The sequence below is a fragment of the Streptomyces sp. PA03-6a genome (assembly GCF_033792765.1).
Classification (GTDB): Bacteria; Actinomycetota; Actinomycetes; order Streptomycetales; family Streptomycetaceae; genus Actinacidiphila.
Genome location: NZ_JARAVK010000049.1, coordinates 1 through 23817, shown reverse-complemented (window position 1 = coordinate 23817; position 23817 = coordinate 1). Strand labels below are relative to the sequence as shown.

The 23817-nt window shown below is 72.9% G+C and carries 22 protein-coding genes and 1 pseudogene; 11 read left to right on the top strand and 12 right to left on the bottom strand.

The window, feature by feature from the left end; all coding sequences use genetic code 11:
* Positions 1-7: 7 nt before the first annotated feature.
* On the bottom strand, positions 8-385 hold the full coding sequence (locus PV350_RS14690) for a phage holin family protein (protein WP_499512924.1): 378 nt from the start codon (positions 383-385) through the stop codon (positions 8-10).
* A gap of 57 nt (positions 386-442) precedes the next feature.
* Between PV350_RS14690 and PV350_RS14685 the strand changes: the two genes are divergently transcribed.
* Together PV350_RS14685 and PV350_RS14680 are read left to right on the top strand one after the other, a co-directional pair.
* Positions 443-760 (top strand): cupin domain-containing protein, encoded by a 318-nt coding sequence (locus PV350_RS14685; protein WP_499512925.1) that lies wholly within the window; start codon positions 443-445, stop codon positions 758-760.
* Between the two features lie 122 nt (positions 761-882).
* Positions 883-1095, top strand: a complete 213-nt coding sequence (locus PV350_RS14680; protein WP_018558186.1) for a DUF5326 family protein — start codon at positions 883-885, stop codon at positions 1093-1095.
* Positions 1096-1138: 43 nt separating this feature from the next.
* Here the strand turns inward: PV350_RS14680 and PV350_RS14675 are convergent, their stop codons facing one another.
* The 3 genes from PV350_RS14675 to PV350_RS14665 form a co-directional block, all read right to left on the bottom strand.
* Positions 1139-2614: a flotillin family protein gene (locus PV350_RS14675; protein ID WP_500334189.1), complete on the bottom strand. Its 1476-nt coding sequence runs from the start codon at positions 2612-2614 to the stop codon at positions 1139-1141.
* Between the two features lie 120 nt (positions 2615-2734).
* Positions 2735-2935 (bottom strand): NfeD C-terminal domain-containing protein, encoded by a 201-nt coding sequence (locus PV350_RS14670; RefSeq protein WP_018558188.1) that lies wholly within the window; start codon positions 2933-2935, stop codon positions 2735-2737.
* A 19-nt stretch (positions 2936-2954) separates the two neighbouring features.
* A complete protein-coding gene (locus PV350_RS14665; protein ID WP_499512927.1) occupies positions 2955-4253 on the bottom strand; it encodes a YibE/F family protein in 1299 nt (432 codons plus the stop codon).
* A gap of 181 nt (positions 4254-4434) precedes the next feature.
* Here PV350_RS14665 and thiC point away from each other — a divergent pair, with 181 nt between their 5' ends.
* On the top strand, positions 4435-6201 hold the full coding sequence (gene thiC, locus PV350_RS14660) for a phosphomethylpyrimidine synthase ThiC (RefSeq protein WP_500334187.1): 1767 nt from the start codon (positions 4435-4437) through the stop codon (positions 6199-6201).
* Between the two features lie 10 nt (positions 6202-6211).
* Here the strand turns inward: thiC and PV350_RS14655 are convergent, their stop codons facing one another.
* The 5 genes from PV350_RS14655 to PV350_RS14635 all read right to left on the bottom strand — a co-directional run bounded on the left by PV350_RS14655 (position 6212) and on the right by PV350_RS14635 (position 11354).
* Positions 6212-7294 carry a hypothetical protein gene (locus tag PV350_RS14655; protein ID WP_500334185.1) on the bottom strand — a complete coding sequence of 361 codons (1083 nt, stop codon included), beginning with the start codon at positions 7292-7294 and terminating at the stop codon, positions 6212-6214.
* A gap of 113 nt (positions 7295-7407) precedes the next feature.
* Positions 7408-7977 carry a DUF4240 domain-containing protein gene (locus PV350_RS14650; RefSeq protein WP_500334183.1) on the bottom strand — a complete coding sequence of 190 codons (570 nt, stop codon included), beginning with the start codon at positions 7975-7977 and terminating at the stop codon, positions 7408-7410.
* A gap of 48 nt (positions 7978-8025) precedes the next feature.
* Positions 8026-8886: a hypothetical protein gene (locus PV350_RS14645; protein WP_499512931.1), complete on the bottom strand. Its 861-nt coding sequence runs from the start codon at positions 8884-8886 to the stop codon at positions 8026-8028.
* Between the two features lie 161 nt (positions 8887-9047).
* A complete protein-coding gene (locus tag PV350_RS14640; RefSeq protein ID WP_500330958.1) occupies positions 9048-10085 on the bottom strand; it encodes a metallophosphoesterase in 1038 nt (345 codons plus the stop codon).
* Positions 10086-10253: 168 nt separating this feature from the next.
* Positions 10254-11354: a LacI family DNA-binding transcriptional regulator gene (locus PV350_RS14635; protein ID WP_500334181.1), complete on the bottom strand. Its 1101-nt coding sequence runs from the start codon at positions 11352-11354 to the stop codon at positions 10254-10256.
* A gap of 338 nt (positions 11355-11692) precedes the next feature.
* Between PV350_RS14635 and hisC the strand changes: the two genes are divergently transcribed.
* From hisC to PV350_RS14610, 5 genes and pseudogenes are all read left to right on the top strand, one after another.
* Positions 11693-12766 (top strand): histidinol-phosphate transaminase, encoded by a 1074-nt coding sequence (hisC, locus tag PV350_RS14630; RefSeq protein ID WP_500334179.1) that lies wholly within the window; start codon positions 11693-11695, stop codon positions 12764-12766.
* Between the two features lie 145 nt (positions 12767-12911).
* The gene (locus PV350_RS14625; protein WP_499512934.1) at positions 12912-14411 is read left to right on the top strand and encodes a cytochrome ubiquinol oxidase subunit I; all 1500 of its coding nucleotides are present in this window, start codon (positions 12912-12914) and stop codon (positions 14409-14411) included.
* An 11-nt stretch (positions 14412-14422) separates the two neighbouring features.
* A complete protein-coding gene (gene cydB, locus PV350_RS14620; protein WP_499512935.1) occupies positions 14423-15424 on the top strand; it encodes a cytochrome d ubiquinol oxidase subunit II in 1002 nt (333 codons plus the stop codon).
* 13 nt (positions 15425-15437) lie between these two features.
* On the top strand, positions 15438-18923 hold the full coding sequence (gene cydD, locus PV350_RS14615) for a thiol reductant ABC exporter subunit CydD (protein ID WP_500334176.1): 3486 nt from the start codon (positions 15438-15440) through the stop codon (positions 18921-18923).
* Between the two features lie 51 nt (positions 18924-18974).
* Positions 18975-20081, top strand: a pseudogene (locus tag PV350_RS14610) (GAF domain-containing sensor histidine kinase); the annotation flags it as partial.
* 12 nt (positions 20082-20093) lie between these two features.
* Here the strand turns inward: PV350_RS14610 and PV350_RS14605 are convergent.
* Positions 20094-20954, bottom strand: a complete 861-nt coding sequence (locus tag PV350_RS14605; protein ID WP_499512937.1) for an HAD family hydrolase — start codon at positions 20952-20954, stop codon at positions 20094-20096.
* Between the two features lie 108 nt (positions 20955-21062).
* Here PV350_RS14605 and PV350_RS14600 point away from each other — a divergent pair, with 108 nt between their 5' ends.
* Positions 21063-21479 carry a DUF6083 domain-containing protein gene (locus tag PV350_RS14600; RefSeq protein ID WP_500334173.1) on the top strand — a complete coding sequence of 139 codons (417 nt, stop codon included), beginning with the start codon at positions 21063-21065 and terminating at the stop codon, positions 21477-21479.
* Here the strand turns inward: PV350_RS14600 and PV350_RS14595 are convergent.
* Positions 21472-22359, bottom strand: a complete 888-nt coding sequence (locus PV350_RS14595) for an LLM class flavin-dependent oxidoreductase (protein WP_499512939.1) — start codon at positions 22357-22359, stop codon at positions 21472-21474. The two genes, PV350_RS14600 and PV350_RS14595, sit on opposite strands and share 8 nt — an antisense overlap.
* 367 nt (positions 22360-22726) lie before the next feature.
* Between PV350_RS14595 and PV350_RS14590 the strand changes: the two genes are divergently transcribed.
* A complete protein-coding gene (locus PV350_RS14590) occupies positions 22727-23284 on the top strand; it encodes a DUF6344 domain-containing protein (RefSeq protein WP_499512940.1) in 558 nt (185 codons plus the stop codon).
* Between the two features lie 61 nt (positions 23285-23345).
* On the opposite strand, the gene PV350_RS14585 is transcribed toward PV350_RS14590, so the two are convergent.
* Positions 23346-23648: a hypothetical protein gene (locus PV350_RS14585; protein WP_500334170.1), complete on the bottom strand. Its 303-nt coding sequence runs from the start codon at positions 23646-23648 to the stop codon at positions 23346-23348.
* On the opposite strand from PV350_RS14585, the gene PV350_RS14580 reads away from it, so the two are divergent.
* On the top strand, positions 23638-23817 hold a 180-nt coding region (locus PV350_RS14580), incomplete at its 3' end, for a hypothetical protein (protein WP_500334168.1). The two genes, PV350_RS14585 and PV350_RS14580, sit on opposite strands and share 11 nt — an antisense overlap.

Below are 23817 nucleotides of genomic sequence, written 5' to 3'. Positions count from 1 at the left end.
CCCGGGGTCAGTCCTCGTCCGGCAGGACCATGTTCAGGGCCCAGGAGACGATGCTGATGATCAGACCGCCGAGGAACGCCGCCCAGAAGCCCTCGACGTGGAAGTCCAGGTCGAGCTTGCCGGAGATCCAGGAGGTGAGCAGCAGCATCAGGGCGTTGACGATCAGCGTGAACAACCCGAGGGTGAGCACGAGCAGGGGCAGCGAGAGCAGTTTCACCAGCGGCTTCACCAGCCAGTTCACCACGCCGAAGACCAGGGCGACGAGGATGAGGGTGAGGGCCTTGTGCGCGGTGTCGTCACCGGTGAGCGTGATGTTGCCCACGAGCCAGATGGCCACCAGCAGGGCGCCGGCGTTCGCGAGCGTCTTGACGACGAAGTTCATCATGGCTGAGATCGTCGCAGAAGTGATCCCACAGGCACAGGGGCGAGAGGGAGCGGGTAAGTGAAGGTGTTCCGGCTGGACGACCTGGAGGCCGAGCGGGCCGCCAACGAGGGCGCGTACCTCGGCTTCCTGCGCGAGCGGAACATGTCCGCCGGGCTCTACGCCCTGCGGGCCGGGGAGCTCGACCCGCAGAAACCGCACGCGCAGGACGAGATCTACCTGGTCGTGAGCGGCCGGGCGCTGATCACCGTGGGGGAGGAGACGACGCACGTCGCGCGCGGCAGCGTGGTCTACGTCCCGGCCGGGACTCCGCACCGCTTCCACCACGTCACCGAGGACCTGAACGTCATGGTGGTTTTCTCGCCCCCCGAGGCGTGAGGGCCTCCGCCCCCGGGTTCCCGTAGGGGGAGGGTCAGGGACGGATGGGGACCGCGAGGCCTCCGCAGGGGGCCGCCGCGGCCCTAGCCTGGGAGCGGAAGGACGACAAGGAGGAGGAAACGGTGAAGCTCTTCGAGGGCCTGCCCTGGTGGGTCAAGTGGGTCGCGGTGCCCGTGATCGCGATCGTGGTCTTCGGCGGCATGATCGCCAGCGCGATCGGGTTCCTGTTCTGGCTGCTGTTCAAGGTGCTGGTCTTCGTGGCACTGGTCGGCGGTCTGGTGTACGTGGTCAAGAAGTTCACCTCGTCCTCGTCCGACTCCCGCGACAAGTGGTGACCCCGTGGGGCCCGGTCACCGGGCCCCACGGGAGGTGCGCCGCTCAGTCCTGGAGCCGCACGCGCTCCGGGCCCCGCGGCGCCGCACCGTTCGGTGGGGCGTCGCCGCCGGTGCCGGTCGCGCCGTTCATCTGGGCGAGCAGCTGACGGGCCAGGCCCAGGCCCGTACCACCCATGGTCAGTGCCTTGGCGAACATCTCCGACATCCCGTCGGCGCCGTTCAGCAGCACCATGTGGTCCACGTTGCCGAAGGCCTCGGCACCCGCCCGGACGATCTCCGGCCAGTTCTCGGCCAGCTGCTGGGCGACGACCGCCTCCTGGTTCTCCGCCAGGGCCGCGGCCCGCGCCTTGATCGACTCGGCCTCGGCCAGGCCCTTGGCCTTCGCGGCCTCGGCTTCCGCCAGACCCCGCGCCTGGGTCGCGGCGGCCTCGGCCTCACCTGTGGCCCGGGTGGCCGCGGCGGCCGCCTCACCGCCGATCCTGGTCTGCTCCGCCTGCGCCGCCGCGGCCGTTTTGACGCGGTTCGCCTCGGCGATGGCGGCCAGTTCCGTCTCGCGGGCCTTCGCCTCGGCCGCCGAGATGCGCGCGTCGCGCTCGGCCTCGGCCAGCGTCCGCTTCTCGTACGCGGAGGCGTCCGCCGGCTTGCGGACGTCCGCCTGCAGCTGCTGCTCGCGCCGCTGCGCCTCCAGTTCGGCGACCCGGGTCTCCTGGACGACGACCTCCTGCCGGGCCGCCGCCTCCGCGAGCGGGCCCGCCTGCCGGGAGGACGCGGTGGCCTTGTCCCGCTCGGCCATGTAGCCGGCCTGCAGGATCTGGCTGTCCCGGGTCGCCTCCGCCATGCGGGCCGCGGCCTGCTGCTCGGCCTCGGTGGCCAGCCGGTCCGCCTCCGCCTGCGCGATGCGCGCGTCACGCTGGACGGCCGCGGCGTGCGGAGCGGCCAGGTTGTTGATGTAACCGGTCGGGTCGACGATCTCGTGGATCTGCAGCGAGTCGATGATCAGACCGAGCTTCTCCATCTCCGAGCCCGAGGCGGCCCGGGTCTCGGCGGTGAGCCGCTCCCGGTCCCGGATCATCTGCTCCACCGTCAGCCCGCCCACGATGGAGCGCAGATGACCGGCGAAGACGTTGTGCACCCGCTCGGGCATGAACTTCTGCTGGTCCAGGAACCGCCGTGCCGCGTTGGCGATGGAGACCATGTCGTCGCCGACCTTGAAGATGACCACGCCGTGCACCTTCAGCGGGATGCCCTGCTGGGTGACGCAGTCCACGTTCAGCTCGGCCTCGTTGAGGTCGAGCGAGAGCCTGCGCACCGCCTGCACGCCGGGCAGGACCAGGGTCCCCCGTCCCGTGACGATGCGGAACCCCATGCCCTCCCCCACACCGTCCGTACGGTGCTTGGAACCGGAGATGACCAGTGCCTCGTTGGGCTCGGCGACCCGCCACATGAGCCGGAACAGGCCGATCAGGATGATGACCGCGACGAGCGCCCCGCCCGCCGCAACGCCGATGAGCATCGGCATACGCCCCCTTACGAATGGCCCCGATCGGGGCCGCGTACGGGAGTGTGCGCCTGTGGGTGACGGTCCGGTAGGTCCTGGCGGATCCTTGTTGCTTTCTTGACGCGGAGCGGAGCGATCCGCTCAGCCGTACGCGGGCGCCACGTACACGGTCCGCGGCGGCAGGTGCTCGACCACCACCACGACCGTGCCCTTCTCGATGCGCTCCCCGGCGGTCGCCGGGTACGCCAGGAACGCCTCCGCACCGCCCCGCACGTGCACGATCACCTCGCCGACCAGCCCCGGCCCGACCGTCCCGGTCACCCTGCCCTGCAGTCCGACCACGTCCCCCGCCCCTCCCGGCTCACTTGGCGCGGCGCCGGTGCCCGCGACCGGTGCCCGTGGGAACAGTGTCGCCGCTGCCGCGGTCCGCCGACACCACCAGCGCGGCCAGCGCCGTCGTCAACGGCACCGCCACCACCAGGCCGATGCTGCCCACCAGGGTGCGCACGATCTCCTCGGCGACCAGCTCGCTGCCCGCCACCGCCAGCACCCCGCGCTCCGCGATGGAGAAGAGCAGCAGCAGCGGCAGCGCCGCACCCGCGTACGCCAGCACCAGGGTGTTGACGACCGAGGCGATGTGGTCCCGGCCGATGCGCATCGCCGCCGAGTACAACTGCCGCGGGCCGGCCGACGGGTTCGCCTCCCGCAACTCCCACACGGCCGAGGTCTGGGTGACCGTCACGTCGTCCAGGACGCCGAGCGAACCGATGATGATGCCCGCCAGCAGCAGACCGCGGATCTCGATGTCCGGGTAGAGGGAGTGGATCAGCCCGGTCTCGTCCGAGGTGTTGCCGCTGAGCAGCGCCCAGTCGATGAAGACCGAGCCCAGGACGCCGATCAGCAGCAGCGAGCACAAGGTGCCCAGGACCGCCACCGAGGTACGGGCGTTCAGACCGTGGCACATGTAGAGCGCGATCAGCATGATGGCGCTGCCGCCGATCACCGCCACCAGGAGCGGATTGCTGCCGTGCAGGATCGCCGGGAGGATGAACAGCGTCAGCACGGCGAAGCTGATGACCAGCGCGGCCAGCGCCAGGATCCCGCGCAGCCGCCCGACCACGACCACCACCGCGGCGAAGATCCCGGCCAGCAGCCACAGGGGGAACGCCCGGTCGAGGTCGGTCACCGAGTACTGCAGTTCGCGCGGCGCCTGGGGCGCGTACGCCAGCAGCACCTTCTGGCCCTTGGTGTAGTGCCGGGTCTGGGTCGGCTGCACGATCTCGGTGAAGGTGCGGCCCGCGTCCTTGCCCGAGGTGACCTCGATGGTCGCGCGCTGGCAGATCGCCGGACCGGACGGCGCCGCCGACGGCCCGGGGGAGGGAGCGGCGCCGGCGCCCGGTTCGGCGTTGACCTCCGAGCACTTGACGTCCTCGACCTTCACCACCCGTCCGGACTGCGTCTGCTGGTCGAAGCCGACGCCGGTGCGGTCGTGCTCCGGCACACCGCCCGGCCACAGCACCACCAGGCCGGCCACCACGGCCGCGACGAAGGGGACGAGGACGGCGGCGATGACCTTGCGCAGGTGCCGGGAGACCGGCGGCACCGGGCCGTGACCGTGTCCGTGACCATGGCCGTGCGCGTGCGGGTGAGTGGAGTCCACCGCCCGATCATCGCAACACCCCCTGGTGTGCGTCAGCGAGGACCCGCTAGCGTTGAGGCACCTTTGCAAACGCGGGAGCTCGGAGCACCGGGCTGAGAGGGCGCTGACCGGCCGAGGGGCCACCAGCTGCGCCGACCGCTGAACCTGTTACCGGGTAATGCCGGCGTAGGGAGTGGGTCTCATGACCATGCAGGATGCACGCGCGCGCGAAATCGGCTGGCACAAGGGGTACGTGACCGGGTCCCGCCCGGACATCGCGGTCCCCGTCCGCCGGGTGCACCTGACCAACGGCACGGACGTGACGCTGTACGACACCTCCGGCCCGTACACCGACCCGAACGTCACCACCGACGTCCGCCGCGGCCTCCCGCCGCTGCGGGAGAACTGGATCGTCGCCCGCGGCGACACCGAGGAGTACCCCGGCCGCCCCGTCCGCCCCGAGGACGACGGCCTCAAGCACACCTCACCGCGCGGCGGCCTGCGCAACCTGGACGCCGTCTTCCCCGGCCGTCCCCGCCTCCCCCGGCGCGGCCGGCCGGGACAGCCGGTGACCCAGCTGGCGTACGCGCGGCGGGGCGAGGTCACCCCGGAGATGGAGTACGTCGCGCTCCGCGAGGGCGTCTCCCCCGAGGCCGTCCGCGAGGAGATCGCGGCGGGACGCGCCGTCCTGCCGGCGAACGTCAACCACCCGGAGATCGAGCCGATGGTCATCGGCAAGCGGTTCCTGGTGAAGGTCAACGCCAACATCGGCAACTCGGCCGTCACCTCCTCCATCGAGGAGGAGGTGGACAAGATGACCTGGGCCACCCGCTGGGGCGCCGACACGGTCATGGACCTCTCCACCGGCCGCAACATCCACACCACACGCGAGTGGGTGCTGCGCAACTCCCCCGTCCCCATCGGCACCGTCCCCCTCTACCAGGCCCTGGAGAAGGTCGACGGCAAGGCCGAGGAACTGACCTGGGAGATCTACAAGGACACCGTCATCGAGCAGGCCGAGCAGGGCGTCGACTACATGACCGTCCACGCCGGCGTGCTGCTGCGGTACGTCCCGCTGACCGCGCGCCGCAAGACGGGCATCGTCTCCCGCGGCGGGTCGATCATGGCGGCCTGGTGTCTGGCGCACCACCAGGAGAGCTTCCTCTACGAGAACTTCGAGGAGCTCTGCGAGATCCTCGCCGCCTACGACGTCACCTACTCCCTGGGCGACGGCCTGCGTCCCGGCTCCATCGCGGACGCCAACGACGAGGCCCAGTTCGCGGAGCTGCGCACGCTCGGCGAACTCAACACCGTCGCCAAGCGGCACGGCGTGCAGACGATGATCGAGGGGCCGGGGCACGTCCCCATGCACAAGATCAAGGAGAACATCGACCTCCAGCAGGAGATCTGCGAGGAGGCGCCGTTCTACACCCTCGGCCCGCTCACCACCGACATCGCGCCCGCCTACGACCACATCACCTCAGGCATCGGCGCCGCGATGATCGCCTGGTGGGGCACGGCCATGCTCTGCTACGTCACCCCCAAGGAGCACCTGGGCCTGCCCGACCGCGACGACGTCAAGACCGGCGTCATCACCTACAAGATCGCCGCCCACGCCGCCGACCTCGCCAAGGGCCACCCCGGTGCCCAGGAGTGGGACGACGCCCTGTCCGACGCCCGCTTCGAGTTCCGCTGGGAGGACCAGTTCAACCTGGCCCTCGACCCGGACACGGCACGGGCCTTCCACGACGAGACGCTGCCTGCGGAGCCGGCCAAGACCGCGCACTTCTGCTCCATGTGCGGGCCGAAGTTCTGCTCCATGCGGATCTCCCAGGACATCCGCCGCCAACACGGCGGCACGCCCGAGGAGATCGAGGCCGGCATGGCGGAGAAGTCCCGCGAGTTCGCCGCCTCGGGCAACCGCGTCTACCTCCCGGTCGCCGAGACGGGCGGCAGGTCGGCCGGCTGACCCGGCCGCCTCAGCGGAGGGGGGCCCGCCAGGCCACCAGTCCGGGCCGGCCCGCCTCCGCGAAACCCACCGCGAACGGCTTGTCGCCGTCGTCCGTCACCAGGTGGATGCTGCACTCGGTCACGCTGTCGCCCGGCGGGACCATCCGGGCGACCCAGTCGGACGGACAGCCGGGGACCTTCGTGTCGAGGACGAAGGAGGTTTTGCCCCGAATCTGCCGACCGCTCTCGGTGAGCAGGCGGACGTGGCCGTTCTGGTCGGGGTAGAGGTCTTTCGGCCCGGTGTTGGTGTAGGTGACCGACACGTAGTACGGGACGCCGCGCCGCTCGTTCCCGTTGAGGTCGAGGTCCAGCGCCGCCAGGTCGGCCGCCCTGCCCCGCCGTACGGACACCAGCGTGGCGGGCAGTTCGAGGACGCCGTCTTCGCGGGCGTCCCACTGGACGGGGATGACCTCGCCCGGCTCCGCCAGCCCGGCGGACGCCGCCTCGATGCCGCCCTCGACGGGCCAGGCGGCGACCGCGCCGCCCTCGTCGAGGTAGCCGTCGGCGTTGTGCGTCAGCGACAGCACGCCGACGCCCTCGGGCAGGGCGTAGGTCACGCAGGTGGTGTACGAGTCGCCGGGCGCCAGCGTCTTCGGCGCGGTGTCCGCGCAGGGCAGGTCGATCCCGCCCGGCCTGCCGCCGCTGACCCGGACCTTCTCCCCGCGCGCCCAGTCGGTGCCGTTCAGGGCGAAGTCGCTGTCCACCGTGTAGGCGGCGGGGATCTTCTGCCGGCCGGTGTTGGTGACCTCGAAGGTGAGGTAGTGGGGGACCATGCCCTTCAGCCCCTTGTCCGCGCGAGCCCCCCGCATGTCCTCCTCCGAACCCCGGACCAGGCTCTTGACCGTGATCCTGACCTCGTACGACCGGTCGTCGGTGTCCGTGTGGACGACGTCCCGTGCGCCGGTCCGCACCGGCAGGTCCGTCCGGGAGGCGGGCCTCTCCGCGGCTCGCTCCGCGGCCCCGCCCGCGCCCTGTTCCCCCGCGCACCCGGCGAGGAGGGGTATCGCCGCCGCGCCCAGGGAGGCCTTCCTGACGTAGCTGGACAGGCGCATGGACTCCCCTTGCCGCACGATGATCCGGATCCGCCGGAGGACTGACGCATCGTAGGACGTCGGAGCGGAGGCGGGGCGGCGGGGGGCGCGACGGTCCGGTACGCCGACCACCCCTATTCGCCGTCCGGACCGAGGTGCAGGGCGGCCAGGAGGGGCAGCCGGCGGTGCATCTCCGCGTCGTCGTCGAAGTCGAAGTCCTCGCCCATGTCGGGCTCCGACGGCTTCCGGGTATGGGCGGGGTGGTGCACGGACCAGGCGGTCCAGAAGGCTTCCGGGTCGCCGGTGAGGCGCTCGAAGGCCTCGACGGCCACGTAGTTGACCTCTTCGCGGAACAGGGCGTCGCTTCCTTCCCGCGCGGCCGTGACCGCGCCGGGGTGGCCGGCCAGGCTGTCCGGCCCGGCGGCCACGCGTTCGTACCAGTCGCGGCCCTGGGCGATCACGCCGGCGCGGAAGTCGGTGAAGGAGTCGTCGGAACAGCCGCCGCCTATGAGATAGGCGGCGGCCCAGACGTCCCAGCGGTACAGGGCGTCGTGCAGTTCGTCGAAGTGTTCCGCGTATTCCAGGATCTCCTGGCGCGGCCGTTCGGTCAGCAGGCGTACCAGCGCCTCGTCGAAGGGCTCGCCGCCGACCGCCGCCGTGGCGCGGGCGGAGTCGATCAGCTGCCAGAACCGGTCGGTGTCCATGCCCGCACTGTGGCACCGGGGTACGACAACGTCCCCGGGTCCGTCCGGTCAGTCCGGGGTGTGGTCCGGGCCGCCGAAGTCGGGGCTGGAGAAGTCCGGGCTGGTGAAGTCGGGGCTGGTGAAGCGGTCCCCGGGTTCGGGGGACGACTCGGGGCCGGGGCTGGAGAAGTCGGGGCGGGAGTAGCCGAGGCGTGGCATCCGGGAGGTGCCGCCGCCGGGGCTCGCGGTGGGGGCGGTCGGGGCGGCGCCGGCGGCCTTGGCGAGGGCATCGTCGAGGAAGGGCTGCAGCCCCCGCTCCACCAGGGCCCGGCGCCACAGTTCGCGGGCGAGCGCGACGTCCCGTGACTCGTCGTCGGGAGGGTCGTGGAGGGCGGTCGAGCCGTTGCGCAGCGCGGTGAGCAGCAGTCCGACCATGCCGATGACGACGCCGCAGGCGGCGACGGCCGCGAAGAGCCAGCCGGCTTGCCGCAGCGGCTGGGCGATCGCCGGTTCGGGGTGCCCGAAGCGCAGGGCGTACCCGAGCACGAGGAAGATGACGGCGGCCGTGCCCGCCAGGATCGGCGTGAGCACGGCGACGACGGCGAACAGCCCGGCCCCCGAGCCGTCGGCGGCGACCGGGGCCGCCGCGGCCGCGTAGCCGATGCCCGGCACGGCGGCGGTGCGTGCCTCGCGGCGTTGCTCCGCGAGGGCCTCGCGGACCTTGACGAACTGCTCGTACTCCGGCGCGGCGCAGGCGGAGATGGGCACGGCCGCGTTGAGCGCCAGGGTGCGCAACTGTTCGGCGTTGAGGCGGCTGCGCGGGTCGGCGAGGGCGGCGCGCGTGCCCTCCGAGTGCAGAGCCGTGTCGAGGGCGCGCTCGAACTCCGGGCGGTCCTCGGTCAGCAGGTGTGGAGCGCTGTTCATGTGCATCCCCCGATGCTCCGTCTCCGGTGCCGCCCGGAGTTCACGAAGGACTGAGGTCCGGTCCGGCTGGGCGGAAGCGGAGGAGAAGCTGCCTACGGATATCCCGATGGTAGAGCGCGGAGGTGACGCGGTGACAGAGTGTTTCCGGAAAATGGGGGTTTCGGGGACTACAACGGCAGCTGTGCGACCAGGAGTTTGCCGTCCATGGTCACTCCGCCGTCCATGGCCACGGCCAGGTCGTCCGCGTATACGTGCGGTCCCTCGATGACGGCGGACCGGTCCGGCTGCTCGGCGCCGAGCTCCCCGCCGGGCTCGCCGAGCAGGTACGGGATCGGGCTGTGGCCGTGCACGACGCGGTGGCCGCCGTAGGTGTCGAGCAGTTCGCGGGCGGCCTCCGGTCCCGACTCGCCGCGGAAGGCGAAGCGCCGGGTGAACTTGCGGAACAGTTCCCAGCACTCGTCGGCGTCGCCGCGCTGCAGGATGCCGGTGACGGCGTCGTTCATGGCGTCGATGGTGCCGCCGTACTCCAGGTACGCGGTGGTGTCGGAGTGCAGCAGCAGGTGGCCGTCGGTGAGGGCGGCCGCGTCCAGCCGGGACATCCAGGCGACGTGGTGGTCCTGCAGCCGCTCCATGTCGGTGGTCTGGCCGCCGTTGAGGCGCCAGGCGGCGAGGAAGGAGGCGGTGCCGGCGGCGGAGTTCACCGGGGTGTCGCCGAAGCGGTGGGCGCCGAGCAGCAGCAGTTCGTGGTTGCCCATGAGGGCCCTGGTGTAGCCGCCGGCCGCGGCGGCCTCCGCGGACAGCTGCATGACGAGCTCGATCACGCCGATGCCGTCGGGGCCGCGGTCGGTGAAGTCGCCGAGGAACCACAGGCGGGCGTTGCCGGCCGCCCAGTGGCCCTCGGAGTCGATCAGCCCGGTCGCGTACAGGGCCTCGCGCAGCCGGTCCAGGTAGCCGTGGACGTCGCCGACGACGTAGAGCGGGCCCAGCGCCTGGGGGTCGGTCGCGGTGACCACCGGGAGGTCGTGCTGCGTGGGTGTGTACTCCGGCGGCATCATCCGCTCGTCGATCATGGTCGGTTCGTGCCCGGCCGGGTAGCCCGGTGGGGCCCCGACGGCATCGGCGGGGTGCGCCGACGGCGTCATGGGCGCACCGTGCGCCACCACCTCCGCGGGGTCCTGGGACCAGCCGTACGAGGTACCGGGCATGGGTCCCTGACCTGCCCCCTGAGTCATCGACCCCTCCACCGTCGCGCCACCATCCGCCCATCATAGGAATGACGATGTCGTGGCGTGACACACCTGCTGATAGCGATTTCATCCGGTGCGGACAAATCCGCACGGGGCGGACCGTTCTCGGCCCGGAGGCACCGGTTCCTATCCCCCCGCGGGCCCGCGGGGCGGGCTGACGGTGGTGCGCGGCGAGCGCCGCTGGGAGGAGGTGCGGACGATCAGGTCGGTCGGCATGACCTGCTGCACCGGGCGGCCCGCGTCCACCCCCTCGATGGCGTCGATGAGCAACTGGACGACCGCGGTGCCGATCCGGCCCGGTTTGAGGGAGAGCGTGGTGATCGGGGGCTCGGTCGTCGCGTAGACCATGCTCTCGCTGCAGCAGACCAGCAGGAGGTCGTCGGGCACGCGCAGCCCGTAGCGGCGGGCGGCGGCGAGCAGGTCGGTGCCGTTGGGGTCGAAGAGGCCGTAGACCGCGTCGGGGCGGTCGGGCCGGGCGAGCAGGCGGTCGGCGGCGACGGCGCCGGCGCACGGGTCGTGGGCGGGGTAGGCCTCGACGACGGGTTCCTGGCCGATCCGCTCGCACCAGCCCAGGTAGGCGGTGGTGGACAGGCGGGTGTAGGTGTCGGTGCTGGTCCCGGTGAGCAGGCCGATCCTGCGGGCCCCGGCGTCGGCGAGGTGCTCCAGGATGCCGAGCACGGCGGCCTCGTGGTCGTTGTCGACCCAGGCCCGTACGGGCAGGCTGCCGGCCGGGCGGCCGTCGCTGACCACGGGGATGCCCTGCCGCACCAGCTCGGTGACCATCGGGTCGTGGTCGGAGGGGTCGATCACCACCGTGCCGTCCAGCGCGACGTTGCTCCACACGTCGTGCCGCGAGGAGGCGGGCAGGATGACCAGGGCGTAGCCGCGGGCGAGCGCGGCGGAGGTGGCGGCCCGGGCCATCTCGGCGAAGTAGGCGAACTCCGTGAAGGTGAAGGGCTCTTCGCCGTACGTCGTCACGGTCAGGCCGATCAGCCCCGACCTCCCGGTGCGCAGCGTGCGGGCGGCGGCGGAGGGGCGGTACCCCAGCCGGTCGGCGACCTCACGGACGTGACGGCGGGTGGCGTCGGGCAGTCGGCCCTTGCCGTTGAGCGCGTCGGAGACAGTGGTGATCGAGACGCCGGCCGCGGCGGCCACGTCCCTGATGCCGGCCCGCTCCAGCCGGCGTCCGACGGGCCGGCTCGCCTGGTGGTTCCCTGCTGCTGTCATGGCGTGGTGATAGTAGGGGTCGGGTGGTCCTTTCGCGGGGTGCCGGAGAAGGCGTTGACAGATACGTTTCCCCGCACACGCTGCCGGGCGTGGCCGGGAAAGCGCAGGTGGCGGCGGGTGGCTACCACGGGTTACGGGTCCGTCACGGGGCCGTGCCCGCCCCGTCCCCCACGGTGTGCACGTCCATCAACTCACCCCTTCGAGGGATGCGCGCCACCGCGCGCGCCACCGGCGCCCAGTGCGTCGCACCGCCTGCTGCGTCCGTCGCGAGCCCCTGCCGCGCGCCCGTGGGCCGCAGGGCCTCCCCCGGCCGGGCGGCCGCTCGTATGGTGTGGGGCATGAGCCCCAAACTGCGCCGCGAACTGGACGGCATCCCCACGTACAAGCCGGGCAGACCCCCGGCCGTGGAAGAGGGAGTGACCGCTTACAAGCTGTCCTCCAACGAGAACCCCTACGCGCCGCTGCCCGGTGTCCTGGAGGCGGCCACCGCCGCCGCGGAGAACTTCAACCGCTACCCGGACATGGCGTGCACGGCCCTCCACGGCGAGCTGGCGCACCGCTTCGGCGTGCCGGTGGAGCACATCGCCACCGGCACCGGCTCGGTCGGGGTCGCGCAGCAGCTGCTGCAGTCGACCGCCGGACCGGGTGACGAGGTCATCTACGCCTGGCGGTCCTTCGAGGCCTATCCGATCATCACGCAGATCAGCGGAGCGGCCTCGGTGCCGGTGCCGCTGGACGCGGACGAGACCCACGACCTGGACGCGATGGCCGGGGCGATCACCGACCGGACGCGGCTGGTCTTCGTCTGCAACCCCAACAACCCCACCGGCACGGTGGTCCGCCGGGCCGCGCTGGAGCGCTTCCTGGACCGCGTCCCCTCGGACGTGCTGGTCGTGCTGGACGAGGCGTACAAGGAGTTCATCCGCGATCCCGAGGTCCCGGACGGCGTCGAGGTCTACCGCGACCGACCCAACGTGGCGGTGCTGCGCACCTTCTCCAAGGCGTACGGGCTCGCCGGGCTGCGCGTGGGGTTCGCGATCGCGCACGAGCCGGTCGCGGCGGCGCTGCGCAAGACGGCCGTCCCCTTCGGGGTGAGCCAGCTCGCCCAGGACGCGGCGGTGGCCTCGCTGCGCGCGGAGGCGGTGCTGCTGGAGCGGGTCGACGCGCTGGTGACCGAGCGGGCCCGGGTGTTCGACGGGCTGACGGCACAGGGCTGGACGGTGCCGGAGACCCACGCCAACTTCGTGTGGCTGCGACTGGGGGAGCGCACCGGCGACTTCGCCGCGGCCTGTGAGCGGGCCGGCGTCACCGTCCGTCCGTTCGCGGGGGAGGGCGTGCGGATCACGGTCGGCGAGGACGCCGCCAACGACGTCCTGCTCCGTACGGCCGAGGCCTTCCGCAAGGAGCTGTAGCCGTCCCCACGCGGCGCCGCGGGCGTCGTGGCGCGCCCTTTTCGCCCCCTCCCACCCCCCGGTGTGAGGGGGCGAAAACGTGTGCGGCATACTGAGCTTGTGAATGCGTTCACTTTCACAAGCTCGGCAAGATAGGAGGCGTGGCGTGGACCTGGCACTGGACTCCGTGGCCGTCGCGCGATGGCAATTCGGCATCACGACCGTCTACCACTACCTCTTCGTCCCCCTCACGATCTCCCTCGCCGCGCTGACCGCGGGCCTCCAGACGGCCTGGGTGCGCACGGGCAAGGAGAAGTACCTGCGGGCGACCAAGTTCTGGGGCAAGCTCTTCCTGATCAACATCGCCATGGGCGTGGCCACCGGCCTGGTCCAGGAGTTCCAGTTCGGCATGAACTGGTCGGACTACTCGCGCTTCGTCGGCGACGTGTTCGGCGCCCCGCTCGCCTTCGAGTCGCTCATCGCCTTCTTCTTCGAGTCCACCTTCATCGGCCTGTGGATCTTCGGCTGGGACAAACTCCCGCAGAAGATCCACCTGGCCTGCATCTGGCTGGTCTCGCTGGGCACGATCGCGTCCGCGTACTTCATCCTCGCCGCCAACTCCTGGATGCAGCACCCGGTCGGCTACCGCTACAACAAGGTCACCGGCCGCGCCGAGCTGACGGACTTCTGGGCCGTGCTCACCCAGAACACCACCCTCGTCGTGGTCTTCCATACGCTGACCGCGGCCTTCCTGACCGGCGCCGCCTTCATGATCGGCATCTCGGCCTACCATCTGGCCCGCCGCAAGCACGTCGCCGTCATGAGGACCTCGCTGCGCCTCGCCCTGGTCACCGCCGTCGTCGCCGGCCTGCTCACCGCGATCAGCGGCGACCGGCTGGGCAAGGTCATGTACGAGCAGCAACCGATGAAGATGGCCGCCGCCGAGGCCCTGTGGGACGGCGAGTCCCCGGCCCCGTTCTCGATCTTCGCGTACGGCGACGTCGAGAAGGGCCACAACACCGTGGCCGTCGAGGTCCCCGGACTGCTGTCCTTCCTCGCCCACGACGACTTCAGCTCGTACGTCCCCGGCATCAACGACGTCAACAAGGCCGAGCAGGAGAAGTACGGTCCCGGCGACTACCGGCCCAACGTCCCGGTCGCCTACTGGGGCTTCCGCTGGATGATCGGCTTCGGCATGACCTCTTTCGCGGTCGGCCTGGCGGGACTCTGGCTCACCCGCCGCAGGTTCTGGCTCGCCGAGGACCGGCGCACCGCCGACGACGAGCCACCGCACCTGATGCTCACCAGGAACAACGCCCTCTCGCCGGCCCTGTCCCGCTGGTACTGGCGGATCGGGCTGCTCACCATGGGCTTCCCGCTGATCGCCAACTCCTGGGGCTGGATCTTCACCGAGAACGGCCGCCAGCCGTGGGTCGTGTACGGGCTGCTGCGCACCGAGGACGCGGTCTCCCCCGGCGTCTCCACCGCCGAGATGCTGACCTCGCTGATCGTCCTCACCGCGCTCTACGCCGTCCTCGCCGTCGTCGAGGTCAAGCTCCTGGTCAAGTACGCCAAGGCCGGGCCGCCCGAGCTCACCGAGTCCGACCTCAATCCCCCCACGAAGATCGGCGGCGACGCCGACCGTCCGATGGCCTTCTCGTACTAGGGAGAGACGGCATGCACCTCCACGACGTCTGGTTCGTCATCATCGCCGTCCTGTGGACCGGCTACTTCTTCCTCGAGGGCTTCGACTTCGGCATCGGCGTCCTCACCCGGCTGCTCGCTCGCGACCGCCCCGAACGGCGGGTGCTGATCAACACCATCGGCCCGGTCTGGGACGGCAACGAGGTCTGGCTGATCACCGCCGGCGGCGCCACCTTCGCCGCCTTCCCCGAGTGGTACGCCACCCTCTTCTCGGGCTTCTACCTGCCGCTGCTGGTGATCCTGCTCTGCCTGATCATCCGGGTCGTGGCCTTCGAGTACCGCGCCAAGCGGAGCACCGAGCGCTGGCAGACCGGCTGGGAACAGGCCATCTTCTGGACTTCCCTGCTCCCCGCCTTCCTGTGGGGCGTGGCGTTCGCCAACATCGTGCACGGGGTGGACATCGACGCCTCCGGTGAGTACACCGGCGGGGTCCTGGACCTGCTCGGCCCCCACGCCCTGCTCGGCGGACTCGTCACGCTCAGCCTCTTCACCTTCCACGGCGCGGTCTTCGCGGCCCTGAAGACCCTCGGTGACATCCGCGACCGCGCCCGCCGCTTCGCCACCCGGGCCGGAGCGGTCACCGCCGTGCTCGCGGTCGCCTTCCTGGCCTGGACGCAGGGCAGCGGCGGGAACGCGGCGAGCCTGGCGGCCGCGGCCGTCGCCGTGCTCGCGCTGTTCGCCGCGCTGGGCGCCAACCTGAGGGGCCGCGAGGGCTGGGCGTTCGCCTTCTCCGGGGTCACCGTCACCGCCGTGGTGGCGATGTTCTTCCTGGTGCTCTTCCCGGACGTCATGCCCTCCACGCTGGACCCGGCGTGGAGCCTGACGGTGGAGAACGCCTCCTCGACCCCGTACACGCTGAAGATCATGACCTGGTGCGCCGCGATCGCGGCCCCGCTGGTCGTGCTCTACCAGGCCTGGACGTACTGGGTGTTCCGCAGGCGGATCGGCACCCAGCACATCGCCGAAGCGCACTGAGGAGCTGTTTCACGTGAAACCCGTCGACCCCCGGCTCCTGAGGTACGCCCGCGCGACCCGTGTGTTCCTCGCCGTCTCCGTCCTGCTCGGTCTCGCCGGTGCGGGCCTGGTCATCGCGCAGGCGATGCTCCTCGCGGAGATCGTCGTCGGGGGTTTCCAGGACGGTCTCGACGCCGGAGCGCTGCGCACCCCCCTGCTGCTGCTCGCCGGCGTCGCGGCCGGCCGGGCGGCCGTCTCCTGGCTCACCGAGCTGTGCGCCCACCGAGCCTCCGCCGCGGTCAAGTCCCGGCTGCGCACACGGCTGCTGGAGCACGTCACCGCACTGGGCCCGGCGGGGCTCACCGAGCGCCGGACCGGTGAGCTCACCACGCTCGCCACCCGGGGCATCGACGCCCTCGACGGCTACTTCGCCCGCTACCTGCCCCAACTGGGCCTGGCGGTCGTGGTGCCCGCCGCCGTCCTCGCCCGCATCGTCACCGAGGACTGGATCTCGGCGCTCACCATCGCCCTGACCCTCCCCCTCATCCCGGTCTTCATGGTCCTCATCGGCTGGGCCACCCAGGCCCGCATGGACCGTCAGTGGCAGCTGCTCGCCCGGTTGTCCGGCCACTTCCTCGACGTCGTCGCGGGCCTGCCCACCCTCAAGGTCTTCGGCCGGGCCAAGGCCCAGGCCGAGTCCATCCGCGCCATCACCGCCGACCACCGGCGCGCCACGATGCGGACGCTGCGCATCACCTTCCTCTCCTCCTTCGCCCTGGAACTGCTCTCCACCATCTCCGTCGCCCTGGTCGCCGTCGGCGTCGGCATGCGGCTGGTCCACGGTGAACTCGACCTCCACACCGGGCTGGTCATCCTCGTCCTGGCGCCGGAGGCGTACCTGCCGCTGCGCCAGGTGGGAGCCCACTACCACGCGGCCGCCGAGGGGCTCTCCGCCGCCGACGAGGTCTTCGCCGTGCTGGAGACCGCGCCGCCCCGGCGCGGCACGGCCCCGGCCCCCGACCTGCGGACCGCGGTCGTCGAACTGGACGGGGTCGCCGTGCGGGGCCGCCTCGGCGCGGTCTCCCTGCGGGTCTCCCCCGGCGAGACGATCGCCCTGACCGGTCCCAGCGGGATCGGCAAGAGCACCTTGCTCTCCGTGCTGCTCGGCTTCACCGAGCCGACCTCGGGACGGGTCCTGGCCGGCGGCACCGACCTCGCCGCCCACGACCCGGCCGGCTGGCACCGGCAGATCGCCTGGGTCCCCCAGCGGCCGTACCTCTTCGCCGGGACCGTCGCCGACAACGTACGACTGGCCCGCCCGGACGCGAGCCCGGCCGGGGTCCGCGCCGCGCTCCGGGACGCCGGCGCCCCGGACCTCGACCCCGCGACGGCCGTCGGGGAGGGCGGCGCCGGGCTCTCCGCCGGACAGCGGCAACGCGTCGCCCTGGCCCGGGCGTTCCTCGCCGACCGGCCGCTGCTGCTGCTCGACGAACCCACGGCGGCGCTGGACGGGGAGACCGAGGCGGCCGTGGTCGACGCCGTACGGCGGCTCGCCGCCGGCCGGACGGTGCTGCTCGTGGTGCACCGCCCGGCGCTGCTGGCCGTGGCGGACCGCACGGTACGGCTCGACGGGCGCCCGGAGCGTGCCCTGCCGTCCACCGCGGCGCACCCGGCCGGGGCCGAACGGCAGGCCGCGGCCACGGCCAGTGCCCCCGAACCCCTCGGCGCGGCCCTCGCCGTCGCCCCGCCCGCGCCCTCCACGGCTTCCAGGACCTCCGCGCCGCTGACCCGGGTACGCCGGGTCACGTCGCCGCTGCGGCCGCGGTTCGCCCTCGCGTTGCTGCTCGGCGCCCTCGCGCTGCTGAGCGCCGTCGGCCTGATGGCGACCTCGGCCTGGCTGATATCCCGGGCCTCGCAGCAGCCGCCGGTCCTCTACCTGATGGTCGCGGTCACCGCGACCCGCGCCTTCGGCATCGGCCGGGCGGTGTTCCGCTACGCCGAGCGCCTGGTCTCGCACGACGCCGTCTTCCGCGCCCTGGCCGACCTCAGGGTCACCGTGTACCGCAGGCTGGAGCGGCTCGCGCCCGCCGCGCTGCGCGACACCCGGCGGGGCGACCTGCTCTCCCGCCTCGTCGCCGACGTGGACGGCCTGCAGGACTACTTCCTGCGCTGGCTGCTCCCCGCGGGCGCCGCCGCGCTCACCGGCACCGCGGCGGCCGCGTTCACCGCGTGGCTGCTGCCCGGTGCCGGAGCCGCCCTGGCGGTGGGACTGCTCACCGCCGGCGTGGCCGTGCCTGCCGTCTCCGCGGCGCTCGCCCGGCGCGCCGAACGCGCCCTCGCCCCCGCCCGCGGCGAACTCGCGGCCCAGGTCGTCGAGGTGCTCACCGGCACCGCCGAACTGACCGTCGCCGGGGCACTGCCCGGGCGCCGCGCCGAGGCGGCCGAGACGGACCGAGTGCTCACCCGGATCGCGGCGCGCTCCGCGGCCGGTGCGGCGCTCGGGGCCGGACTCGGCGCCCTGGTCAGCGGGCTCACCGTCACGCTCTGCGCCTGGGTGGGCGTGCAGGCGGTGGCCGCCGGCGGACTGTCCGGGGTCGCGCTCGCGGTCGTCGTGCTCACCCCGCTCGCGGCCTTCGAGGCGGTGGCGGCCATGCCGCTCGCGGCGCAGTACCGGCAGCGCAGCCGGCAGGCGGCGCAGCGCGTGTACGACGTGCTCGACACCCCCGAGCCCGTACGGGAGCCGGAACGCCCCGCGCCCGTGCCCGCCGGACCGCACCCCCTGGTGCTGCGCGGTCTCACCGCCCGCCACCCGGGGCGGCCCCGGCCCGCGCTGGACGGCGTCGGCCTCGAACTGACGCCCGGTCGCCGGATCGCGGTCGTCGGCCCCTCCGGCTCGGGCAAGACGACCCTCGCCCACGTGCTGCTGCGCTTCCTGGACGTCGAGGCGGGCACCTACACCCTCGCGGGCACCGACGCCACGGCCCTCGACGGCGACGCCGTGCGCCGCATGGTCGGCCTGTGCGCCCAGGACGCGCACGCCTTCGACAGCACGGTCCGGGAGAACCTGCGCCTGGCCCGCCCCGGCGCGGACGACGCGGAGCTGCGCGGCGCGCTCGCCGCGGCCCGGCTCGACCTGGAGCTCGACCTCCCGGTCGGCGAGCACGGCACCCGCCTGTCCGGCGGCCAGCGCCAGCGGCTGGCGCTGGCCCGGGCGCTGCTCGCCGACTTCCCCGTCCTGGTGCTCGACGAGCCCGCCGAACACCTCGACCTGGCCACCGCCGACGCCCTGACCGCCGATCTGCTGGCCGCGACCACGGGCCGCACGACCGTGCTGATCACCCACCGTCTCACCGGTCTGGAGGAGGTCGACGAGATCCTCGTCCTCGACCGCGGCCGGGTCGTGCAGCGCGGTACGCACCAGGAGCTGGCCGCCGCCGACGGCCCGTTCCGCCGGGGCCTGGACCGCGAGCGTGCGGCCGACGCACTGGGCGCGCCCGAGCCGGAGTCGATCACGGCGTAGGACGCGGCACCGGCCTAGGCTCGCCGTATGGCAGAACCACTGGCCAAGCTGCTGGACGCCGTCGGCTCGGTCACGACCGCGCTGCTGGCGGACGAACAACCGGGCGAGAACGCGCTCGACGTCGTCGCCGAGCAGGCCCGCGCACTCGTGGCGGCCGACGCGGGCCTGGTTCTGCTGCCGACGGTCGAGGGCGGTCTTGAGGTGGTCGCGGTCTCGGCCCAGCAGCCCGCGGGCCTGGTCGGCACGGTGCTCGAGGCGGACAGCCCGCCCGTGGCGCCGCTGATGGCGGGCGAGCCGGTGTTCGTGGAGGACGCCTCGACCGACGACCGGATGACCATGGCGATCGCCCCGCGCTTCGGGGCCTGCATGATCCTGCCGCTGCAGAGCAGCGGCCATGTGATGGGCGCGCTCGCGCTGCCGAGGGCCCACGGCGGGCCGGGCTTCACCGAGGACGAGCGCTTTGTCGCCGTCCAGTTCGCGGCGCAGGCGGCGCTTGCGCTGCTGCTCGCCGGCGCCCAGCGCGACCGCAACCGGCTGGCCGTCTACGAGGAGCGCGACCGGATCGCCCGCGACCTGCACGACCTGGTCATCCAGCGGCTGTTCGCGACCGGCCTGATGCTGCAGGGGGCCCGGCGCAAGGCGCTGCCGCCCGACGCGGAGGAGGGCATCGCGCACGCGGTCGAGGAACTGGACGCCACCATTCAGGAGGTGCGGACGGCGATCTTCGCGCTGCAGCAGGAGCCGGGCGACGACGCACCGGCGGGACTGCGCGCCCAGGTGCTGCGGGAGACCGGCTCCGCCGCGCGGGGCCTGGGCTTCCCGCCCTCCGTCCGCTTCGTCGGGCCCGTCGACCACCGGGTCGGCGCGCTCAGCGCCCGCAACCTCGTGGCGGCGCTGCGCGAGGCGCTGTCCAACGTCCAGCGGCACGCGGGCGCCACCTGGGTCGAGGTGGTGCTCGACGCCACCGCCGTCCTCGCCGACGGCCGGGAGGGGGTGCGGCTCATCGTCTCCGACGACGGCGTCGGCATCCCGGAGACCGGGCGGCGCAGCGGGCTGCGCAACCTCGCCCGCCGCGCGGAGTCGCTGGGCGGCGAGTCGATCTTCGGGCCGGGGCCGGACGGCAAGGGCACCACGCTCGCCTGGGAGGCGCCCCTGTGAGGCCGGGCGCGGTCAGCGGGCGGCGAGGATCCGCTCGATGACCAGGGCGACGCCGTCCTCCTCGTTCGCCACGGTGCGGTGCGTCGTGGCGGCCAGCACCTCGGGGTGGGCGTTGGCGACGGCGTACGAGGTGCCCGCCCACGACAGCATGGCGAGGTCGTTGGGCATGTCCCCGAAGGCCACGACCTCCTCGGCGGAGATGCCGAGGTCCGCGCAGCAGCGTGCGAGCGTCGTCGCCTTGCTGACCCCCGCACCGCTGATCTCCAGCAGCGCCGACGCGCTGGACCGGGTGATCTCGGCGTGCTCCCCGGCCACCGCGCGTGCGGTGCGCAGGAAGGCGTCCGGGTCGATGGACGGGTGCTTGGCCAGCAGCTTCAGCACGGGCTGGCCCTGCCGCCCGCCGTCCAGCAGCTCCTCCACCGGGGCGACGACCGCGTCGGGCGCGGGGGCGTACGGCGGGTACTCCGGCTCGTACGCGAAGCCGCCGGTCAGCTCGACGGCGAAGGTCGTGCCGGGGACGGCGGTGCGCAGGGAGGCGATCACCGCGAGCGCGTCCCGCGGGTCGAGGGGGTAGGCCGCCAGCAGCCGCTTGTCGCGGTGCAGGTCGTAGACGGCGGCGCCGTTGGCGCAGATCGCCATGCCGTGGCCGGCGGTGTGCGCGGCGACGACGTCCATCCACCGCGCGGGCCGGCCGGTGACGAAGAAGACCTCGATGCCCGCTGCCTCCGCGTCCGCCAGGGCGGCGATCGTCCGGGCCGAAACGGTCTTGTCGTCGCGCAGGAGCGTGCCGTCCAGGTCGGTGGCGATCAGCCGCGGCGCGGGGGCCGCGAGGGTGGCGTCCGGGGTCCTGGGATGCTGGGTGGCTGAGGTCACCGACCCATGGTCCCCCATGCGGTTGCATATGACAGCAGGCGGGCGCTGAGTGCGATCACCGCCACACTCTCCGTCGCCGTTGTCAGTGCCGGGTGCCACCATCTCGCCATGGCCCTTGTGCGTTGTGAAGAGCAGCCCGACCGGGAACCGGTGCTCCTGGCCGAGGCTTTGCCGACCGTCGTGGACGGCATCCGCCTGGCCGCGCGCACCGCGATACCCGTCGCCGATCCGGCGGCCGGCACCGCCACGACCTGCGGCCGCTGCGCCTGCGCCGCGTACCGCCACCGCACCGCCTGCGGCCACTGGATCCTGGTCGAGCCCGGCGAGTGGCCGCCGGCCACCGTCCCGGCCGGTCGCCGCTGGCGCGTCGCGGGCGACGGCACGGCGGTCAACCTGCGTGCCGCCGACCCCTCCGACACCTGCCGGATCAGTCATTTCGACGTCTGTCCCGCGGGTCCGCCGCCCACGGCGTCACCCGTGCTGCTCGGCCAGTGGCGGCGCAACGCCCGCCGCCGGCTCAACTGAGCTGGGCCGGCGCCTCGGTCGCGATGCGCTCGAAGACCTTCTGGTCCGCCGCGTAGACGGAGTCCGGCACCGGCCAGTGGAGCACGATCTCGGTGATGCCGACCTCCGCGTAGCGGCCGGCGAAGTCGACGAAGGCGTCGAGCGACTCCAGCGGGCGCTCGGCCGTCGACCCGGTCAGCAGGATGCGGTCGAGCTCGCCCGGATCCCGCTCGATCTCGGCGCAGGCGATCTCCAGCTGGTCGTACTGGTGCGAGACGACCTCGGGGCACTTGTCCACCGGCACCTCCGCCGGGCCCTTCGGGTCGCCGTAGGTCACCCAGGCCTGGCCGTAGCGCGCCGCCAGCCGCAGCCCGCGCGGGCCCGTCGCGGCCACCGCGAAGGGCACCCGCGGCCGCTGCACGCAGCCGGGGATGTTCCGCACCTCGTCCGCCGAGTAGAACTCGCCCTCGTGACTCACCACCGGCTCCGTCAGCAACCGGTCCAGTACGGTGACGAACTCGCCGAAGCGGTCGGCCCGTTCCCGCGGTGTCCACGGCACCTGCCCCAGCGCGGTCGCGTCGTAGCCCACCCCGCCGGCGCCGATGCCGAGCGTCAGCCGCCCGTCGCTCACGTCGTCGAGGGAGATCAACTCCTTGGCGAGCGTCACCGGGTGCCGGAAGTTCGGCGAGGTCACGAGCGTGCCCAGCCGGATCCGCTCCGTCGCCGCGGCCGCCGCCGTCAGCGTCGGCACCGCCCCGAACCACGGGCCGTCCCGGAAGCTCCGCCACGACAGGTGGTCGTAGGTGTAGGCGGCGTGGAAGCCGAGTTCCTCGGCCCGACGCCAGACCTTCCGGCCCTCGTTCCAGCGGTGGATCGGCAGGATCACAGTGCTCAGGCGCATGTCCTCCACCCTACGGGCCCTGGTGCCGCCCGGCCCGGAGCGGTCGGACGACCTCGGCTCCGGCGGCCGTCCGGTGGAAATCGCCGGGCAACCGCCCCCCGCGGCCCCCGCCTGCGCACCCTGTGGACGGGGCGGCGCCCGCCACGCGCAACGGGACGCCGCCCTACCCCCGGACGTCAGGACCCGCAACTCGGTGTGCACTGCGCGGGAAGGTCCTCGCCGGAGCGGCCGGCCGGGGCACGGCTGGGCCACCCGGGTGGTGTTGATCGGAATATCGGCACCCTCGGGGTGCGGCACCGAGGATTTCGTGCTCACTTCCGCATCATCGGATTAGTCGCTCCCGACTCACCGAAGGAAGTGAGAGGTCATGGCTGCCAACACCCATGTCAGGACGTTCTGGGACGTCTTCGTGACGCTCCTGCTCAAGATGGTCGCGTACTTCGGGTTCGCCGTCCCGGCGTCGCGTAGCACGGCTCCTGCCGCGCCGCGACCCGAGACCGTCCCCGGGACCCGGTTCCTGCCGACCGCCGAGGCGGTCCGCCACTGGGCACCGGCGCCGCGTACGGAGCCGGCACCACAACCGGTGGTGGTGGGCGCCGCCGCGTCCGGTCCAGGGCCGCGCGTCGAACCGGGCGGACGCACACCGGAGGTCCCGTCGTGCCGCACGTCGTACCGCAGCGAACCCGTCGTGCCCGAGCCGTCCGTCCCCTTCGTCCCGGCGCCCTGCCTCACCGCCGCGGCCGACGCGCACTCCTTGCCGCCGACGATGAAGCAGCGCATCCGGGCCGAGGCCCACGGCGCCTCGCCCGTGGCCCGCGTGCGCACCCGCCCGATCGGCGACGCCGGCCTCGACCCCGCGCTGACCGACGCGACCGCGGCCCCGGCCCGCACCCCCCGCCGCCGCGAGTGGGCGCTCTGCGCATGACCGCCGCGGACGCGCGTGACCAGCCGGTACGGCGTGCCGCACGGCTCCCGTTGACGTCACGTCAGGCCGTCCCCACCGCGAGGGACCGCGTCGAGCGGACCGCCCGAGGGCAAGCGCACCAGCACCACCACGGCGCCGGACACGGCGCCCGCTCCAGCGGATCCGTCCGGACTCCCCGGACGACGGGCGCACACACCGGCCCGCGCCGGAGCACGGCGGTGAGCACCACGAGCACCACCCCGATCAGGACCACGAGCACCACCCCGAGCAGGACCACGAGCACCACCCCGATCAGGACCACGAGCACGATGACGAGGACGACGATGCCGGAGACGACCCGCACCCCCGGGGCTGTGACGGTCACCGCCGGCTCGACCCGGCCCCACACGCGGCGGGACACCCCGGTCCGCGACGGAGCCACGGACCGTCCGGTCGCCGACCCGCCCGCGCACGACGGCGGCCCGTACCGCCGCATCCGCGCGTACGGCGGAGCAGGCACGTACCGCCCACGCACGCCCCGCACCCCCACGCCC

Excerpts from the sequence above, each read along its gene's own strand:
- PV350_RS14690 (WP_499512924.1), bottom strand. The coding sequence starts at position 385 with ATGATGAACTTCGTCGTCAAGACGCTCGCGAACGCCGGCGCCCTGCTG.
- PV350_RS14675 (WP_500334189.1), bottom strand. The coding sequence starts at position 2,614 with ATGCCGATGCTCATCGGCGTTGCGGCGGGCGGGGCGCTCGTCGCGGTC.
- thiC (WP_500334187.1), top strand. The coding sequence starts at position 4,435 with ATGACCATGCAGGATGCACGCGCGCGCGAAATCGGCTGGCACAAGGGG.
- PV350_RS14655 (WP_500334185.1), bottom strand. The coding sequence starts at position 7,294 with ATGCGCCTGTCCAGCTACGTCAGGAAGGCCTCCCTGGGCGCGGCGGCG.
- PV350_RS14650 (WP_500334183.1), bottom strand. The coding sequence starts at position 7,977 with ATGGACACCGACCGGTTCTGGCAGCTGATCGACTCCGCCCGCGCCACG.
- PV350_RS14645 (WP_499512931.1), bottom strand. The coding sequence starts at position 8,886 with ATGCACATGAACAGCGCTCCACACCTGCTGACCGAGGACCGCCCGGAG.
- PV350_RS14640 (WP_500330958.1), bottom strand. The coding sequence starts at position 10,085 with ATGCCCGGTACCTCGTACGGCTGGTCCCAGGACCCCGCGGAGGTGGTG.
- PV350_RS14635 (WP_500334181.1), bottom strand. The coding sequence starts at position 11,354 with ATGACAGCAGCAGGGAACCACCAGGCGAGCCGGCCCGTCGGACGCCGG.
- hisC (WP_500334179.1), top strand. The coding sequence starts at position 11,693 with ATGAGCCCCAAACTGCGCCGCGAACTGGACGGCATCCCCACGTACAAG.
- cydB (WP_499512935.1), top strand. The coding sequence starts at position 14,423 with ATGCACCTCCACGACGTCTGGTTCGTCATCATCGCCGTCCTGTGGACC.
- PV350_RS14600 (WP_500334173.1), top strand. The coding sequence starts at position 21,063 with ATGGCCCTTGTGCGTTGTGAAGAGCAGCCCGACCGGGAACCGGTGCTC.
- PV350_RS14595 (WP_499512939.1), bottom strand. The coding sequence starts at position 22,359 with ATGCGCCTGAGCACTGTGATCCTGCCGATCCACCGCTGGAACGAGGGC.
- PV350_RS14590 (WP_499512940.1), top strand. The coding sequence starts at position 22,727 with ATGGCTGCCAACACCCATGTCAGGACGTTCTGGGACGTCTTCGTGACG.